Below are 17,348 nucleotides of genomic sequence, written 5' to 3'. Positions count from 1 at the left end.
ATTTAGAACGCCTCCAATTTGGGGGCGTTTTTTTATGTCAAATTTTATCTGAAAGCCTTTCTTTTGTGAACAAGTACGCCCAACAGAAAAGTGCCGTACATAAAAAGGATCAATATTCTTAATATGCTCCGAAAGTGATAATCTACCCAAATTTTTGGGGCTTCATATCCAACCCAAAATAAGAAAGGAAAAACTAAATGAAAGATTACCAATCCTATGCTCATCCAATACATGAGATTGTGTTTGTTAGGGTAGAGTGTAGGTTCGCTCCTTTTTTCTTTAAAATAAAGCCAGATATTAAAAAGTAAAATAAAGGAAGCGATCATATCGGCATAGTAAAGGTTACTGTATAACGGATTTTGAAAAAATAGACTTATAACATAACTGGAAATACTTGCCAAGGCCCCAATTTTTATCCACTTTTTATGTTTTTTGTTTTGAACCATTCTCCAGTAGATATAATAGAAAAACAAAAATGAAATCACGGAATAGATGTTGAATATAATGACGTTGTACCAACTATACTTTTCAATGTTTATTATCTGAAATTCATCGAAATATTTGATAAAATATCCCAATAGCTCCGTAAGGAAGGTATACATCAGATAGATTGGGTAGTATTTCAGGGGAGTGTCAAAATAAGTGTGGTAACGTGCCATGGCCACAAACCAAACAAGGAGGTAGAACGGAAGAATGTATTGTTCGGTAATAAATGTATAAAACTCTTCCATTATTAATTGGGAAACCGTCTAATTTCCAACATTTTTAAATGTTGGCTAAAATAACAAATAAAAAACCTCCATGGTCGGAGGTTGATTCTTTGACTACCGGAATGCTTTTCGTTTCCCTATAAGTAACCCTAGGATAAAAAGGCTGTACATCAAAATTATTGCTGTAAGCAACAATGGCCTAAAATAAATTTGAATTCCAATGTTAAGGTCAAGCAGATAGATAATTGATATTATTGGAAAAATTGAGTAAAAAATCATCAGGCCAGAACTTATCCAAAACAATAAGTTATGTTTTAGGGGATGAGGTATTTCCTCTAGGTGTTTTTCCCTAAAATATAATACCAATATATATATCATCATAAATGATCCTATAATATGGGCATAGGTCATTTGATTGTGCAGCGGATTGTAGATTATTGCATTGGCAATATAGGATAGCATACAAATAATACTTAAATAACGAATCTGTTTTTTGATTGATTTATTCCGGGCCACTTTTCGATACACCTCGAAGAAGAAAATAAAAAACACAATCTGGTAAACATTATAAATTATAACATTATGCCAAGCATATCTGCCATCAGAAAAAAACTGAAAATTGTTGTTGTATTTGATGAGTACGCCCAAGAGCTCTGTGAAAAAAGTATAAATGATTATCATTGGGAGATATTTCAGCGGTGTGTCGAAATATCTGCGATACCGAAATATTGATATTACCCAAGTTATCAGATATAGAGGTACATAAAAATGTTCAGTCAGATATTTAAAGAGCTCTTCAAACATATTTTTTTAGAAGTCGGTATAAGGGGGTGGTCCTGAGCCTCCGTGGTTGAGGTTCAAACTCTTAATGTCATCCTGAAAGAGTGATGGGGCAAAACCCGCTTGGGATGTGTTTGGTCCATCTTTTTCACCTGTTTCCGAGTTGCCCACAACACCTTTTATTGGTTTTGCCTTTCCGTCTGCACCAATATAGAATCCGAGTTCTTTACCATCAATAATTGTGGTGGGGACTAAAAAAATAGAATTCTGCCTTGGATGTACAACTTTTTTTCCGTCGGGAAATCTTTCTTTATCCGGATAATTGGCAAAATACAATCGAAGTGATTCAACCTTAACACCCGCTTCTTTGGCCTCTTGCTCTATGTAGGCCATATAGTCTTTTATGTCTGCATAGCTAAAAGATGTAAAGCGAGCGGGGATATGATTTCTATCAGGATATCGCTCCATTTCGTATTCCTGAATCATGCCAAGTCTGTGTTTGGTGTAATTATCGTAAAGGGATTTGGATTCTTCTAAAGAAATAATGCCTTCGGGTGGTAAAACTTGCTCTGGTTCGGTTGGTTCATCTTTCTTGGGTCCTTGCTGGCAAGCTCCAAGTAAAAGTAATGTGGCCCCAAAAAATGCAATTACGGCCTTTTGGTTGTTTTTCATAGTTAAGTGTTTAAAGTTGAGTTTTGAGGAAACCGGACTAAAGATATGCCTTTTCTATAAATTGACTAAACAAAAAGCCCTTCAAAAAAATTGAAGGGCCTGTAATCTTATGATATAGAGTGTTGTGGTTTTACTCGTTCATGGTGAGTAAAAACTCCTCGTTGTTCTTGGTTTGCTTTATGCGTTGTTCCATAAACTCCATAGCTTCAATAGGGTTCATATCTGCAAGATATTTGCGCATGATCCACATACGTTGAATGGTGTTTTCGTCCAACAACAGATCGTCTCTTCGTGTAGAGGAAGAAATAAGGTCGATGGCAGGGAAAATCCTTCTGTTGGAGATTCTTCTGTCCAATTGAAGCTCCATGTTACCTGTACCCTTGAATTCCTCAAAGATAACCTCGTCCATTTTGGAACCGGTTTCGGTCAAGGCCGTTGCAATAATGGACAATGATCCACCATTTTCAATGTTACGGGCCGCACCAAAGAAACGTTTTGGTTTATGTAGTGCATTCGCGTCCACACCACCACTCAATACTTTACCAGATGCTGGTTGTACGGTATTATAGGCACGGGCCAAACGTGTAATGGAATCCAAAAGGATCACTACGTCATGACCACATTCTACTAATCGTTTTGCTTTTTCCAATACAATATTGGCAACTCTTACGTGCTCGGTGGCTTCTTTGTCAAAAGTAGAAGCAACTACTTCGCCACGCACGTTACGCTGCATGTCGGTAACCTCTTCGGGGCGTTCATCGATCAATAAGATGATTTGATACACTTCGGGGTGGTTAGCTGCAATGGCGTTGGCAATATCCTTCAGCAACATGGTCTTACCCGTTTTGGGCTGGGAAACAATCATTCCTCTTTGTCCTTTCCCAATAGGGGAGAACAAATCCATGATACGTGTGGAAATGGTACTTTGTTTTTCCGCTAACTTGAACTTTTCCTTAGGGAACAACGGGGTAAGGTGTTCAAAAGCTACCCTGTCTCGAACCACTTGTGGGTCCAATCCATTTATTTTGTTCACTTTGATCAACGGGAAATATTTTTCACCTTCTTTTGGGGGGCGAATATTGCCCAAGATCGTATCCCCGGACTTAAGTCCGAACAATCGTATTTGCGATTGGGAAACGTAAATATCGTCGGGAGAAGAAAGATAGTTGTAATCGGAAGACCTTAGGAATCCGTAGCCATCCTGCATAATATCCAACACACCTTCACTCTCAATAATGCTATCGAACTCATATTCAGGTTCTTTGTACCTGTTTCTCAAGTCCTTGTCAAAATTGCTGTTCTTTTTGTCGTGGTGGGGCTTGTTATGTTGGTTGCTCCTCCTAGTGTTTTGATTCTTTTGGGAGCTGCTGTGGGACTTATTGTCTTGTGACTTGTTGTCCTGCGGCTTGTTGTCCTTTTTTTGAGGTTTTCCTTGTGGTTTGGAGTCGTCCTTTTTGCTTCTGGGCTCTCTTTTTTGAGGCGCTTTTTTAGGAGCGTCACCCTCTGTACTTTTTGCTTCCGTGGCTTTGGGGCGTGGAGCCCTTGGTTTTTTTGGTGCTGGGGCAGGCTTTTCGTCTGTGGTTGATGTAACCGTTTCTGCAACAGCTTTTGGGTTGGAAGCCTGAACGTCCAATATTTGGTAAACCAGGTCCAATTTTTTCAATGATTTGAATTTGGGAACATTAAGACCCTTTGCAATTTCTTGCAACTCAGGAAGCTTTTTAGCTTTTAGATCTGAAATCTCGAACATTAAGTAATGAAATAAGTTAAACTTGTGTGATTCTAAATATGAAGTAAAGTTATTTTTGGATGCTACTGGAGAAAAGAATTCCGAGGTAGGTGCTTGCTAATAACATGACAATATTACAAATAATTTTTCAAGAATAACGCCTTATTTCTCAAAAAGACGCCTATTTTTGCTTTTTGAAATTGATTTACACAATGATTCAACGGATACAAACGTTTTATTTACTGATAGTAGGCCTTATTTCGGGCGTACTTCCGTTTTTTCTGAATCTATGGGTCGAAGTAGGGGGCAAAGAGGTATTTGCCCAAGATGAAGTAATGATAAGCCTTGTTTTTTATGTAGTAACGGTATTGGCCGTGGTGTCGATTTTAATGTACAAGAAAAGACAAAATCAATTTGTGGTAAACAGATTGAATATAATATTGAACCTTTTTTTACTAGGATTTTTCGTTTATCGATCGCTAAGCTTATCCGGAGGGACTGTAGTTTCTGAGAAGGGTATTGGGATGCTGATTCCTGTATTTTCTATCGTTTTTCTGGTCCTGGCCAACAGGGCTATCAAAAAGGATGAAGATCTTGTAAAATCTGTTGATCGCTTACGTTGAACCTAACATCTTAGTAGTATTAGTGCGAAAAAACCCTGGCTTTGGCCGGGGTTTTTATGTTTGCGGCTATCGTTTGCCAAGTTCCACCACTTCCAAGTCCGATATTTTATTTCCATCGATTACAAACCGCAACATCGTACGCACTTGGTGGAATCCATATTTGCCGCACGCACCCGGATTCATGTGCAAAACCCCCAGTTTTTTATCGTTCATCACTTTTAAAATATGGGAGTGGCCACAAATAAAAAGTTTGGGTGGATTATTTCTAATTTCTTCCCGTACCCGAACATCGTATCGATTGGGATAACCCCCAATGTGGGTGATCCAAACATCAACTCCCTCGCACATAAACCGGTTGTTTTCTGGAAATTCTTTTTGAATCACATAGTCATCAATATTGCCATAAACGCCCCGAAGAGGCTTTAAAGCTCCCAATTGGTCGGTTACAGTAAGACTTCCGATATCACCAGCGTGCCAAATTTCATCGGCCTGTGCCGCATATTTTAAAATGGTTTTGTCCATGTGTCCGTGAGTATCGGAAAGCAATAAAATTTTCGTCATTTCGCTAAAAATATGCTAAAACCTAAAGGTTGAATTTGTGTTGGAAAGGATTGAATTATCTTTATCGACCTAAAAGTAAGTGATCCCATTGAGATATTTTATCCAATTTTCTTATTTCGGAAAAGCATACCACGGATGGCAGAATCAACCTAACGCCATAACCGTGCAGGAAGTTTTGGAAAAAGCCCTGTCCACACTTTTACGTGAAAAGGTAGAAGTGGTAGGAGCCGGTAGAACCGATGCCGGGGTACATGCAAGGCAGATGTTTGGTCACTTTGATTTTGAGCCCATCTCCGATACAGATGATTTAATATATCGGTTGAATGCTTTTTTGCCAGATGATATAGCGGTGCAGGGAGTCCATCAAGTTGTTGATGAAGCCCACGCCCGTTTTGATGCCGTGGAACGTACATACGAATATTGGTTGGTGCAGGAAAAAGACCCTTTTCTTTTTGATCATGCCCATTTTGTGAAACATCCTTTGGATATGGGTGCTATGAACGAAGCCGCCAAGATTCTATTGGAACACACCGACTTTGAATGTTTTTCTAAATCCAATACCGATGTGAAGACGTACAATTGTGATGTTCGCGAAGCTCACTGGAAAATTGATGATGACAAGTGGGTGTTCGCCATCACCGCAGACCGATTTTTACGAAATATGGTGCGCGCCGTAGTGGGAACTTTACTGGATGTGGGCATGGGGAAAATGCCCGCCGAGGATATCCATCAAATTATTGCAAGTAAAGATAGGGGAGAGGCAGGCGTCTCCGTCCCGGCAAAAGGATTATATTTGACCAAGGTTTTATATCCAAAAGAAATTTTTGATGAGCAAAAAGGATGATGTAGGAAAAGCGTTTGATTTTAGATTGTTCAAACGGGTTTTTTCACGAACCAGACCCTACAGGGGCATTTTTTGGTTGGTGGCCATTGTGGCCATCCTGTCCGCAGCTTTCGCTATTGGGATTCCGTTATTGGTTAAAACAATTATCAATGAATCTTTGGAAAATAAGGACTCGGGTCAGCTGCTTCAGAACGTCTTGTACATGTTGGCCTTTTTGTTGGGCCAGGTAACCACGCAATTGTTGTTCAACTATTACGCGAACTTACTCGGAGAGTCTGTAATACGCGATATTCGAATCAACCTTTTTGAAAAGATGACCAGTTTTAAAATGACCTATTTCGACAACTCCTCTATTGGAGTTTTGGTCACGAGAGCGGTGGCGGATATGCAGCGCATCGGGGAGATTTTCAGTCAAGGATTTTTTATGATCGTGGCCGATGCCCTTAAAATGTTATCGGCAGCAATTATTATGGTGGTCATCAATTGGAAGTTGGCATTGATTGTTTTTGCCATTATGCCCATTATTTTGATTGCTACCCGTCTCTTTCAACAAGCCATGAAGGTAGCTTTTGTTGAAGTACGTGCCCAAGTATCCAATCTCAATTCCTTTGTGCAGGAGCGCATAGCGGGAATGAAGATTGTGCAACTCTTCAACCGTGAGGAAATTGAAAAAGAAAAGTTCCGAGTCATCAACGAAAAGCATCAGAATGCATGGTTGAAGACGGTTTGGTACAACTCCATATTTTTCCCAATAGCGGAAATTTCCAACTCCATTGGTATTGGATTGGTGGTGTATTTCGGTGTGATTCAGAATATAGAAAATGTGGGGATGGACAACAAAGGGGCCATCGTGGCCTTCTTTTTCTTGATGGACCTGTTGTTCCGTCCGCTTCGTCAGATTGCGGATAAGTTCAACACCCTACAAATGGGGATGGTAGCTGCTAACCGTGTGTTCAAAATTTTGGATACCGACAGCCATATTGATGATAATGGCACCGTTGAGAAAGAAGACGTAAAAGGCGATATTGAATTTAAAGATGTCCGTTTTGGTTATGTGCCCGATGAAGAAGTACTGCACGGAATCTCATTCAAAGTGAAAGCTGGGGAAACAGTGGCCATAGTTGGTGCAACGGGAGCAGGTAAATCTACCATCATCAATCTGCTCAATCGATTCTATGAAATCAGTTCCGGAAAAATTTTGGTGGATGATGTGTGCTTGGACGACTACACCTTAAGATCACTCCGTTCCCACATTGCTATTGTGTTGCAGGATGTTTTCCTATTTGCAGATACCATTGCACACAACATTTCGCTTCGTGACGAATCCATTACCACCGAACAGATTGAAGCAGCTGCCAAACAAATTGGCGTGCACGAATTTATTTCGAGTTTGCCAGGAGGTTACCAATACAATGTAAAAGAGCGGGGAACCATGCTTTCCAGTGGTCAACGCCAGTTGATTGCCTTTTTACGCGCCTATGTAAGCAATCCAAGTATTTTGATTCTGGACGAGGCTACATCCTCCGTGGATACGTACTCTGAGCAACTGATACAGCAGGCGACCGATAAGATTACCGAAGGGAGGACCTCAATTATCATTGCACACCGTTTGGCGACCATCAAAAAAGCCGACAAGATCATTGTGATGGATGCCGGTAAGATCGTTGAAATCGGCACCCATAAAGAACTTCTTAAAAAAGGTGGTTACTACAACGATTTGTACACTGCACAATTTTTGGCCGAGGAGGTGGCTTGATTGTCTTATTTTTATAAATCATCAATAGCAAGGCCCATCACAAGGAATGGCATTGTTATAATTTTTGGCGTCTATAGTATAGGTACTTGTGTTACCATCATGTGTATATGAATCGCTTTTAAACAAACTGTGGCCTTTTGGCTCCACTGTATAAAGGAAATGAGTTTCAAGACGTTTATTGTCAAAAACCATGACAATGGAGTCGGCTTGGAGTATTTGGTGAGTCAGGACTACCCTAGCAGTATCCTCACCCCTAAAAATCTCTCCTTTTCCTGTTTTAGAAACCATCTTTTGTCCACTCGGCAGACCATTGGTGAAAAAGCGCATTTGTACTTGATTATCCAATCCGTTGTTAATAATTATAATGCCAGTTTCCTCCATTTCCCTGGGCCAGCAAGACATTGCCAACAGTACGGTAATCAAGGTCAATATCGTTCTTACAAGTTAATTACAAGGCCCATCGCAGGGAATCGCATTGTTGTAATTTTTGGCATCTATAGTATAGGTACTTGTGTTACCGTCATGTTTGTAGGAATCATTATTAAATAAACTGTGACCAACAGGCACCACAGTATGCAAAAAATGTGTTTCAGCACGCTCATTGTCAAAAATCAATACAATGGAATCGGCCTGAAGAATTTGGTTAATGACTACAACAGTGGACGTGTCTTCCCCTCTAAAAATTTCCCCTTTTCCAGTTTTAGAAACTATTTCCGGCCCACTGGGAATACTATTTCTAAAAAAGCGCATTTGAACATCATTGACCAGTCCGTTGTTTATCACAATTACACCTGTTTCTTCAAAATCCTTTGGCCAGCAAGAAATTATAAGAAATGGGACAATTAGATATAACAATATTTTTTTAAGATTCATCATTAGAAATTTACCAATTATTAAACAATTCTCGAATTTTATAGGACTGTCCAGAGATTGCGACATTTTTTTCCCTACATTCCTCCCATCTAGTTGTTCCTATTAAGGATTTTTCCATATTTGGCCATGTCACTCCGGAAACCCTATCAATAGGAACATTAATGCCATGTTCATCCCTTTGATTAAAATGATCATACATATCAAAAAATGTTGTGGTATAAAACTTAGACTTGTATCCACCTTCAATTTTCTGGTCTTGTAAGTTTTTGCCTTGGTATTTATAACTATTCGGTCCCAATCTTCTGTACCGCATATTGGTAAGATAAATTTCCACTGCTGTTGCCCAACTTTCCATGAGTCGGCGTGCACTAGCTCCTGCTGGGCCAGGATTGTTGCTTCCACCATTATAAATATACCCTTGTTCCACTAAATCATCCCAAGAAATGGGATCAATACGCCAATGGGCAGCATGGGCCAATTCGTGAATGGTAGTGCCATATATAAGTTCTGAAGCATCACCATATTTTTTAATTTTTATGTGGGGCACTATGCCAAAGGTACCGTGGCCCACCTGCATTTTCGTAGATGAGGGGCCTTGACTGGTCTCTACAGCTGCGATTTTAATTTGGGTTTTCCAAAACCCGTTTGTCGGCGGCCTGGTCAACCCACCTATGTTATGATAGTAAAAATGCATGGCCGCTTGGAATATTTGCCCCCTGTACTTCATTCTCCCTCCGTTTATCTTAAGGTTCCAAGGTTGTTTGTACAATTTTGGGCCTTTGTCTTCTGCCTGTGTTAAACCTGAATGGTCCCGAATACTAAACTCAAAGCGATCCCATTTGATCACATATCTCACTTTTGCCCTAACCTCTTTATGTTTAAAATTTCCTTGAGCATCGGCTATAGCGCGATCCAAGGTCCATGTATCCCGTATCAATATATTGGCACCATTAATGGGCACATAACTTCCATTCCGGGTTTTGGTCACATTCTTACAAGTTTTTGTTTCAATTTTTTGGGGACAAAGGTTTTGTTCCGGCATTATTAACTTTCCTGTCTCCACACTACTTTTCAAGTTATTGTCGCACGATGAATAATCGTAGATATAGGAGGTTTGGCACTCTTTCACCGTATACGTGGATGTCCCCATATTGTCGTCAAAAATTTTCACATTGCCGCTGGGTCGCCATTTAGCCCTTAAATTTATTCCCAAAAAGCAGGTTTCACAACCGTTTTTGTCCAAAGGAGGTTCTGGCAACAAATCTTCATTATCGGTATCGACATACGCTTGCTCTATAGCATGGTTCATAAAATCCACTTCATCATCAACAAGACCGCGTAAGGTCTTTTTGCCAGATGTTTTGGTGTCATTTAAGGTTTCATCTTTTTCTGGAAGATACATTTCTTGGAGTATGGTATGGGGTATGTTTTTAGGATATTTGGCATCTATGGGGATGCTTGTGTAATAGGACAATCTTTCTCCTTCCCCTAGCGGGTTCTCTTTATGATAAAGCTCTCCATTCTCATATTCAAAAGGGTAATCAAGGCAAATTATTTTGCGATGTTTCCTTAATCTGTTTTCCTGTGCGTCCGATTCGGGACCGAACTTAATATACAGATAATTGGGCTGTATATCACTAGTATCCTTTTTCTTTTTTTTAAGGTTGTTGTATCCTTTCCCTGTATCATAACTCCCATACTCCATACTGTCCAGCACTTTCTGATAGGCCCTTCTAAAAGTATGGATTTCGTAGGGGTTCTTAAGTAATTGACCAGTATGAAAATTTTCCCCGGTCTGGGTAATTTGGTTTTGCGTATCAATTTCCGCCATATAATCCTCCTTTTGACAACTTTGTAGCATAAAAAGAGATAATGAAAGAATTGTGTATGCAAATCTGTAATATGGATTGTTCATGTCAGGTAAGATTTTATGGGTTAACTCAATATTAACACAAACAAATCGTTCAATTTTCTTTGAATTGATGAACACCCTATATGAATTGATAAAAGCCCCTTTTCAGTTGACAGATAACAATTTTGAAGTAAGGGAAGGAAAAAGATGCTACAAAATATAAGTTTTTATCTTTCCGATATAGACCCTGTTACGACAGGAGCCGAAGGATTTGCGTTACTGGGTATTGTAAGGAAAGGATGCAGAGCTCCTAAAAAATGGAGACTACTACAATGATTTGTATACTGCACAGTTCTTGGCCGAGGAGGTGGCTTGATCTGGATTTATTGTTCAAGATCCTTTTTAATACGATGTATCAATTCCTCTCTTCCTTTAAACGGAACAAACTCTCCATTTTTAATGTAGGATATGGAACCTGTTTCTTCGCTCACTACCAAGCACAGCGCATCGGTTTTTTCCGTGATTCCAACTGCTGCCCTATGTCGCAATCCAAAACGGAGGGGAATGTTTCGGTCGTTGGAAACAGGTAAAATCACCCTAGTGGCGGTAATAAAGTTATCTTGAATCACAATAGCTCCATCGTGCAACGGACTGTTTTTAAAGAAAATGCTTTCCAATATGGGTTGGGTCACCTTTATGTTCATGGAATCTCCCGTAGATTTAACAAAATCCATGGAATTATTGCGTTCAATTACAATCAGTGCTCCCGTTTTGGAGCTGCCCATGCGTTCACAGGCACCAATTATGGCATCCACGTCGGTGCTGGTGGAAATGGCCTCTTGCTTTAGGAATTTAAAATATTTAAAAATATTGCGTTTGGAGGCAAAGTTGGTAGAGCCGATCATCAGCAAAAACTTTCGAATCTCTTGCTGAAATACAATGATCAGGGCAATTAAACCAATGTTCATAAAGCCGCCGACCATGCTGCTGATCATCTTCATTTGCAGCAATTCGGTCAGTTTCCATAGCGCCCAAACAATCACGATTCCAATAAAAATATTGATGGCCACTGTACCCTTGACCAATTTATAAATGTAATACAGGAGTGCGGCCACGAGGACTATGTCGATGATATCCGTAATCTTGAACTCGATAAAATTTAAAAAATCCAACCGCAGTGTTTTTGTAAAATTAGCAAAAATAGGAGAACCTCAAATCAGAGCGCGTTCTCTTTTAAGGCTTCCACAAGTTTAACACATTCTGTAGCTTCTTTTACATCGTGGGCCCGAATAATATTTGCACCCCTTAAAAGGGCGATGGTGTGTAGGGTCGTAGTACCGTTCAATGCCTCTTGTGGAGATGATTTCAAAACTTTGTAGATCATTGATTTTCTGCTCAGCCCGATCAAAATAGGCAAACCAAAGGTTTGGAACATATCCAAATGGTTTAAAAGCGTATAATTTTGTTCCGTTGTTTTGGCAAAGCCAAAACCTGGGTCTATAATAATATCATTTATTTTTTGGGAGGTGGCCTTCTGGACTTTTTCTGAAAAATAAAGCCTGAGGTCATTTATTAAGTTATTGTAGGCAGCTTCTTTTTGCATGGATTGTGGGGTGCCTTTCATGTGCATCATAATATACGGAACTTGGTATTTAGCAATGGTTCCAAACATTTCATCATCCAAATTTCCCGCGGCAATGTCGTTAATAATGGCAGCACCATGCTCAATACTTTCTGCAGCCACTTTACTTCTGAATGTATCTACAGAAATTAAGGTGTCCGGAAACCTTTTCAGGATAAGTTCGATAACAGGAATCATTCTGCGCAATTCCTCATCCTCTGGAACATGTTCGGCACCAGGTCGGGAACTATAGGCGCCCATATCAATAAAAGAGGCACCATGGTCGAGCATAAATTCCACTTGCTTGAGTATGGAACCCTCATCCTTGTACTTTCCACCATCAAAAAAAGAATCTGGAGTAAGGTTGAGGATGCCCATTACTTTGGGCCTTTTTAGGTCTACAAGTTCACCTTTGCAGTTTATGGTCATAAAAAATATCTGCTTTGTTGGGTTTCATTATCTTTGGCAAAGTGCTTTTTGGCACAAACAAGTTGGACGAAATTTACGCAAATTAGCAACAATACATGCAGCATACTTCCCAACAATACGATGAGGTGATACAAACCTGCCGGGAATTGTTTTTGAAAAAAGCCAAGGATTACGGCACAGCTTGGCGAATCCTACGGTTACCATCATTAACGGACCAGATTTTTATAAAGGCCCAGCGCATTCGAAGCCTTCAACAGAACGAGGTGAGAAAAGTGGATGAGGATGAGCGTTCCGAGTTTATCGGAATCATCAATTATTCCATTATGGCGTTGATCCAAATTAAAAAAGGGGTAGTGGAGCAGCCAGACCTAACCGCCGACGAAGCCATTGCGCTTTATGATGAGGAAGTCACCATCACCAAAAAATTGATGGAAGACAAAAATCACGATTATGGTGAAGCTTGGCGCGATATGCGGGTGAGTTCACTTACTGATTTGATTTTGCAAAAATTGTTGCGGGTAAAACAGATTGAGGACAATCAAGGCACAACTTTGGTAAGCGAAGGGGTGGATGCCAACTATCAGGATATAGTCAATTATGCAGTTTTTGCGCTCATACACTTGAGCGAAAATTCTAAATGATAAATTTTCTGGTGACGCTCGGTTTTGGAAGAAAAAATAAATAGAATTGAAAAATAATGTTGTAGGCCAGTATATCACATAAGTGCAAATTTGTGAAATTCGTGTCAGACAAAAGCAGTTTGGATTTTCGGTGTTGAGATTTTGTTCCGTATAAATTTTTTTGAAAAACATGAAATATTTAGTTTGGATATCAAGAATTATAGTAGGTGTGCTGTTCATTATCAGCGGGCTGATAAAGTTGAACGACCCCATGGGTTTTTCCTTTAAGTTGGAAGAATACTTTAGCCCAGGTGTGTTGGACTTACCTTTTTTAACCCCCTTGGCATTGGGAATCTCCATTTTTGTAGTGATTGTTGAGGTGATTCTTGGAGTTTTGCTCCTAATCGGGTTTAAACCAAAATTTACGGTGTGGAGTCTTTTGCTCATGATCGTTTTCTTCACCTTTCTCACCTTTTACTCGGCCTATTTTAATAAAGTAACCGATTGTGGATGTTTTGGGGATGCCATCAAACTAACACCATGGGAATCGTTCACCAAGGATGTGATTCTTTTGGTGTTTATTCTGATATTGTTCTTTGGTAGAAAATATATCAAACCCTTGTTCAACCCCAAAACCAATTGGATTGTTGGCGGAGTGGCACTTTTGGCCTGTATTTTGTTTGCTAACCATGTTTTGGCCCATTTACCTTCAGTAGATTTTAGGCCTTATAAAATTGGGGCAAACATCCAAGAAGGAATGTCCGTTCCCGATAATGCACCGCAACCTATTTACGAGTACGCTTGGCGTTTTAAGGTAAACGGAGAAGAGCGAATTTATGTTACTGAAGGGGATTACCCAACGGTGGATGGTGAATTCGTTGATGTGGAAACCACCGAAGTTCAAGCAGGGTACGAGCCGCCCATCCATGATTTTACCATTGAGCAAGAAGGTCAGGACTATGCATCGGAACTGTTGGAAGAAGATAAACTGGTGATGGTGATAGCCTATGATTTAAGAAAAACAGGAGGCTTGACTACAGGTGCGACCAATGAAGAAATTGAGGCAGCACAAAAAGAAATTTATCCCGAGCTCAAGAAAACAGTCGATAGAGCAAAACAAAAAGGATACAAAGTTATTGGGATGTCAGCTTCGAGCAGCGATATGGCCAATAAGCTGACCGATACTTACGATTTGGATTTTGAGTTTTATTTTACCGATGAGACCACCTTGAAGACCATTGTACGTTCCAATCCAGCTATTTTGATGCTCAGCAAGGGAACCATTCAACAAAAAGTACATTACAACGATTTTGATGAACTTACTTTCTAATCATAAAGAAATTGAAACACCAAAACAAAAGGACAAAAATTCAACAATAGAGTAAAAGAATAATATTTTACACCAAACACCAAACACCAAACACCAAACACCAAACACCAAACACCAAACACCAAACACCAAACACCAAACACCAAACACCAAACACCAAACAGTATAACATAATAACAAATAACATGAGAACAAAGATTGTGGCAGGAAACTGGAAGATGAACAAAAACCTTCAGGAAACTGAGGAATTATTGGCCGAGCTTTCCGCCAAACTACCAGATACCGATGCCGACGTAATTGTAGCACCCACTTTTGTGAACCTTCAAGCGGCAAAGCAAGCACTACAAGACTCCAAAATACAAGTGGCTGCGCAGAACATGCATTTTGCCGAAAGTGGCGCATATACGGGTGAAATTTCCGCAGATATGCTACTTAGTTTAGGTGTGGATGTTGTTATTCTTGGTCACTCCGAAAGACGTGCTTACTTTGGTGAAGATGATGCTTTGTTGGCCAAAAAAGTAAAAACAGCCATTGAGAAAGGCTTAAAAATTATTTTCTGTTTTGGAGAAGAGTTGGAAGACAGAAAATCCGATAAGCACTTTGCTGTTGTGGAAAGCCAATTGAAAAATGCACTTTTTGATTTGGATGCCAGTGCTTGGAGCAAAATAGTACTTGCTTATGAGCCCGTTTGGGCCATTGGCACAGGTGAAACTGCAAGTCCAGAGCAGGCTCAGGAAATGCATGCGTTCATCAGAAAAACAATTGCCGAAGGATTCAATGCTTCCATTGCCGAAGATGTTTCCATTTTGTACGGAGGAAGTGTAAAGCCTGCCAATGCAGCCGAGATATTTTCAAAGCCGGATGTGGATGGTGGTTTAATTGGTGGTGCTTCTTTGGTGGCTACCGATTTCACGGATATCATCAAGGCGATTTAAGTAATGTCCTTGGTCTACCTCGAATACGATTTTAAGATTGACCCGCTCCAACCCGCAACAGATATTTTGATTGCGGAGTTGGGGGAATTGGGGTTCGAAAGTTTTGTGGAAAACGAAACAGGACTTTTGGCCTACATCCTAAAATCCGAATGGCGTGATGATGTATTGGAGGATTTATTTGTATTCCAAAATCCAAATTTTGAGATAAGCTGGACCAGTAAGGAAATTGAACAGCAGAATTGGAACGCAGAATGGGAAAAAAACTTCCATCCCATTAAAGTGGGGGAAAAATGTTTGGTTCGTGCACCTTTTCACGAGGCTGTTGCGGTTGATTATGGTATCGTCATAGAACCGAAAATGAGCTTCGGAACCGGTCACCACGAAACCACACACATGATGTTGCAACATATTTTGGATACGGATTTTTCAGGAAAATCGGTCTTGGATATGGGATGCGGAACAGGTGTCCTTGCCATTTTGGCCAAGAAGAAAGGAGCTGGCGATGTGGAGGCCATTGATATTGATGAGTGGTGCTTTTTGAATACCCAGGAAAATGTAGAGCGGAATGACTGTGCAGATATAAAAGTTTTTCAGGGAGACAGTAGTTTGCTGGATGGTAAAAAATATGACGTCATTCTGGCCAACATCAACCGGAATATTTTATTGGAAGATATTCCTATATACACAACTTGCTTAAAAAAGGGAGGTTTCTTATTTTTAAGTGGCTTCTATTTGGAGGATTTGGATGCAATTTCTTCAAAATGTGGCGCCTACGGTTTGGAATTTGAAAAAAATCTGGAGAAGAATAACTGGGTTGCAGCAAAATATGTAAATTAGAAAGACGTAAACTCCAAGAGATTATGGGAACCAAAGAAAAAGAGTTGGAAGATGTCCTTCTGGATGAAGAGACCACAAATGAGCACGAGATAGTTCTTTTTAATGATGATGTAAATACCTTTGATTACGTTATTGAAACACTGATCAATGTTTGTGAGCATACGCCCGAACAGGCCGAACAATGCTCCTTGATTGTGCATTACAAAGGGAAGTGTACCGTGAAAACGGGAGAGTATGCTGCCCTAAAGCCTAAATGTAGCAAGCTGTTGCAGGCGGGCCTAAGTGCCGAAATTGTTTAACTTGCCAATTCCAGCAAAAGTTCTCCATCTCAAACCGATATAACAATATTTCAAAACTAAAGTCCATGTATTGTTTACCTTAAATTAGAATATCTTACCGTCCCAATTCTTTACATTTAGCCTAAACAACCAAAAACCAACCCACTAACCACCCATTCTGAAAAATGAGTGAATTTTTTAAGGCTGAATTAAAAGACCGTTTTTTGGAATATGCTTTGGAGCGAAACGATTACTTCCAAGTCCAAACCCTTTATGATGAATTTTTAAGACCTAACTATAGTCTGGAATATGCTCAAAAATTGGTGCAGGAAATTCAAACTTACGACCCTAATTTACTGGATATAATGAGTGGCAATGGAATGGATATTTTTATGTTGGCCTCTACGCCCAATACCGAAGATTTTTTGGATGAAGGTGGATTCATGAACCTGTATGTTAAGGAAGAAGAGAAATGGGATACGTTTCTTGGGCAGTTATCGGGTACGCCAAAATTGACCAAGGAGGAAAGAGAACTATTGAAGAAGAATACTCCTGATTTGAAACGGGAAAAAGTGATGCTCGTAGGACTTATAGTGGCGGTGACGATCAGCTTTTTGTTTACATTGGTCAGTATTTTTAAAGAAACTTTCTTGGAGCCGGAATATGTCCCTGCCGATGAGTTTGAGCGAAAAATGAATCAGCTACAAGAACAGTACATTTTGGAGAACGAGAAAATGCAACGGGAATTGGAAAACGCGCAACGTGTGTTGGATTCATTGCAGGAATAAGTTGAAAAAGAGACAGCGTTCAAACGTAGGTGATACTTTTTCCATTCATGAATTGAGATTGTTTGATAAAAACAGGGGTAAGTTTTGCGTAAAGCCTTGATCTATAGAAT

At 39.9% G+C, this 17,348-nt stretch carries 18 protein-coding genes; 9 read left to right on the top strand and 9 right to left on the bottom strand.

Annotated elements, in window-relative coordinates:
* Positions 1–44: 44 nt before the first annotated feature.
* The 3 genes from MURRU_RS02385 to rho form a co-directional block, all read right to left on the bottom strand.
* A complete protein-coding gene (locus MURRU_RS02385; RefSeq protein WP_014031822.1) occupies positions 45–731 on the bottom strand; it encodes a hypothetical protein in 687 nt (228 codons plus the stop codon).
* A 789-nt stretch (positions 732–1,520) separates the two neighbouring features.
* Positions 1,521–2,162, bottom strand: a complete 642-nt coding sequence (locus tag MURRU_RS17275) for a hypothetical protein (protein WP_014031820.1) — start codon at positions 2,160–2,162, stop codon at positions 1,521–1,523.
* Between the two features lie 130 nt (positions 2,163–2,292).
* Positions 2,293–3,912 carry a transcription termination factor Rho gene (gene rho / locus MURRU_RS02370; protein WP_014031819.1) on the bottom strand — a complete coding sequence of 540 codons (1,620 nt, stop codon included), beginning with the start codon at positions 3,910–3,912 and terminating at the stop codon, positions 2,293–2,295.
* A 191-nt stretch (positions 3,913–4,103) separates the two neighbouring features.
* Here rho and MURRU_RS02365 point away from each other — a divergent pair, with 191 nt between their 5' ends.
* The gene (locus tag MURRU_RS02365; protein ID WP_014031818.1) at positions 4,104–4,514 is read left to right on the top strand and encodes a DUF4293 domain-containing protein; all 411 of its coding nucleotides are present in this window, start codon (positions 4,104–4,106) and stop codon (positions 4,512–4,514) included.
* A 66-nt stretch (positions 4,515–4,580) separates the two neighbouring features.
* On the opposite strand, the gene MURRU_RS02360 is transcribed toward MURRU_RS02365, so the two are convergent.
* A complete protein-coding gene (locus MURRU_RS02360) occupies positions 4,581–5,075 on the bottom strand; it encodes a metallophosphoesterase family protein (protein ID WP_014031817.1) in 495 nt (164 codons plus the stop codon).
* 88 nt (positions 5,076–5,163) lie between these two features.
* Here MURRU_RS02360 and truA point away from each other — a divergent pair, with 88 nt between their 5' ends.
* Positions 5,164–5,919 carry a tRNA pseudouridine(38-40) synthase TruA gene (truA, locus tag MURRU_RS02355; protein WP_041801239.1) on the top strand — a complete coding sequence of 252 codons (756 nt, stop codon included), beginning with the start codon at positions 5,164–5,166 and terminating at the stop codon, positions 5,917–5,919.
* Entirely contained in the window at positions 5,903–7,675 is a 1,773-nt protein-coding gene (locus MURRU_RS02350) for an ABC transporter ATP-binding protein (RefSeq protein ID WP_014031815.1), read from the top strand. The genes truA and MURRU_RS02350 overlap by 17 nt, the downstream gene beginning before the upstream one ends.
* Before the next feature lie 21 nt (positions 7,676–7,696).
* On the opposite strand, the gene MURRU_RS02345 is transcribed toward MURRU_RS02350, so the two are convergent.
* The 5 genes from MURRU_RS02345 to folP form a co-directional block, all read right to left on the bottom strand.
* The gene (locus MURRU_RS02345; protein WP_245545053.1) at positions 7,697–8,098 is read right to left on the bottom strand and encodes a hypothetical protein; all 402 of its coding nucleotides are present in this window, start codon (positions 8,096–8,098) and stop codon (positions 7,697–7,699) included.
* Positions 8,099–8,119: 21 nt separating this feature from the next.
* A complete protein-coding gene (locus MURRU_RS02340) occupies positions 8,120–8,551 on the bottom strand; it encodes a hypothetical protein (protein ID WP_014031813.1) in 432 nt (143 codons plus the stop codon).
* Positions 8,552–8,558: 7 nt separating this feature from the next.
* On the bottom strand, positions 8,559–10,379 hold the full coding sequence (locus MURRU_RS02335) for a hypothetical protein (protein WP_148261466.1): 1,821 nt from the start codon (positions 10,377–10,379) through the stop codon (positions 8,559–8,561).
* Between the two features lie 404 nt (positions 10,380–10,783).
* Positions 10,784–11,572: a diadenylate cyclase CdaA gene (cdaA, locus tag MURRU_RS02330; RefSeq protein WP_014031811.1), complete on the bottom strand. Its 789-nt coding sequence runs from the start codon at positions 11,570–11,572 to the stop codon at positions 10,784–10,786.
* A gap of 44 nt (positions 11,573–11,616) precedes the next feature.
* Positions 11,617–12,450 (bottom strand): dihydropteroate synthase, encoded by an 834-nt coding sequence (folP, locus tag MURRU_RS02325; protein WP_014031810.1) that lies wholly within the window; start codon positions 12,448–12,450, stop codon positions 11,617–11,619.
* A 95-nt stretch (positions 12,451–12,545) separates the two neighbouring features.
* Here folP and MURRU_RS02320 point away from each other — a divergent pair, with 95 nt between their 5' ends.
* The 6 genes from MURRU_RS02320 to MURRU_RS02295 all read left to right on the top strand — a co-directional run bounded on the left by MURRU_RS02320 (position 12,546) and on the right by MURRU_RS02295 (position 17,238).
* The gene (locus MURRU_RS02320; protein WP_014031809.1) at positions 12,546–13,091 is read left to right on the top strand and encodes a DUF1599 domain-containing protein; all 546 of its coding nucleotides are present in this window, start codon (positions 12,546–12,548) and stop codon (positions 13,089–13,091) included.
* A gap of 169 nt (positions 13,092–13,260) precedes the next feature.
* Positions 13,261–14,400, top strand: a complete 1,140-nt coding sequence (locus MURRU_RS02315) for a BT_3928 family protein (RefSeq protein WP_014031808.1) — start codon at positions 13,261–13,263, stop codon at positions 14,398–14,400.
* Positions 14,401–14,585: 185 nt separating this feature from the next.
* A complete protein-coding gene (gene tpiA, locus MURRU_RS02310; protein WP_014031807.1) occupies positions 14,586–15,335 on the top strand; it encodes a triose-phosphate isomerase in 750 nt (249 codons plus the stop codon).
* Between the two features lie 3 nt (positions 15,336–15,338).
* The gene (gene prmA / locus MURRU_RS02305) at positions 15,339–16,172 is read left to right on the top strand and encodes a 50S ribosomal protein L11 methyltransferase (RefSeq protein WP_014031806.1); all 834 of its coding nucleotides are present in this window, start codon (positions 15,339–15,341) and stop codon (positions 16,170–16,172) included.
* A gap of 23 nt (positions 16,173–16,195) precedes the next feature.
* Complete coding sequence (locus MURRU_RS02300) at positions 16,196–16,471, top strand: ATP-dependent Clp protease adaptor ClpS (RefSeq protein WP_014031805.1); 276 nt, start codon at positions 16,196–16,198, stop codon at positions 16,469–16,471.
* 164 nt (positions 16,472–16,635) lie between these two features.
* Positions 16,636–17,238 (top strand): hypothetical protein, encoded by a 603-nt coding sequence (locus MURRU_RS02295; RefSeq protein ID WP_014031804.1) that lies wholly within the window; start codon positions 16,636–16,638, stop codon positions 17,236–17,238.
* Positions 17,239–17,348: the final 110 nt, after the last annotated feature.

Origin of the sequence: Allomuricauda ruestringensis DSM 13258, assembly GCF_000224085.1 — a bacterium.
GTDB classification, from domain to species: domain Bacteria; phylum Bacteroidota; class Bacteroidia; order Flavobacteriales; family Flavobacteriaceae; genus Flagellimonas; species Flagellimonas ruestringensis.
This window is presented reverse-complemented; position numbering and strand designations above follow the sequence as displayed.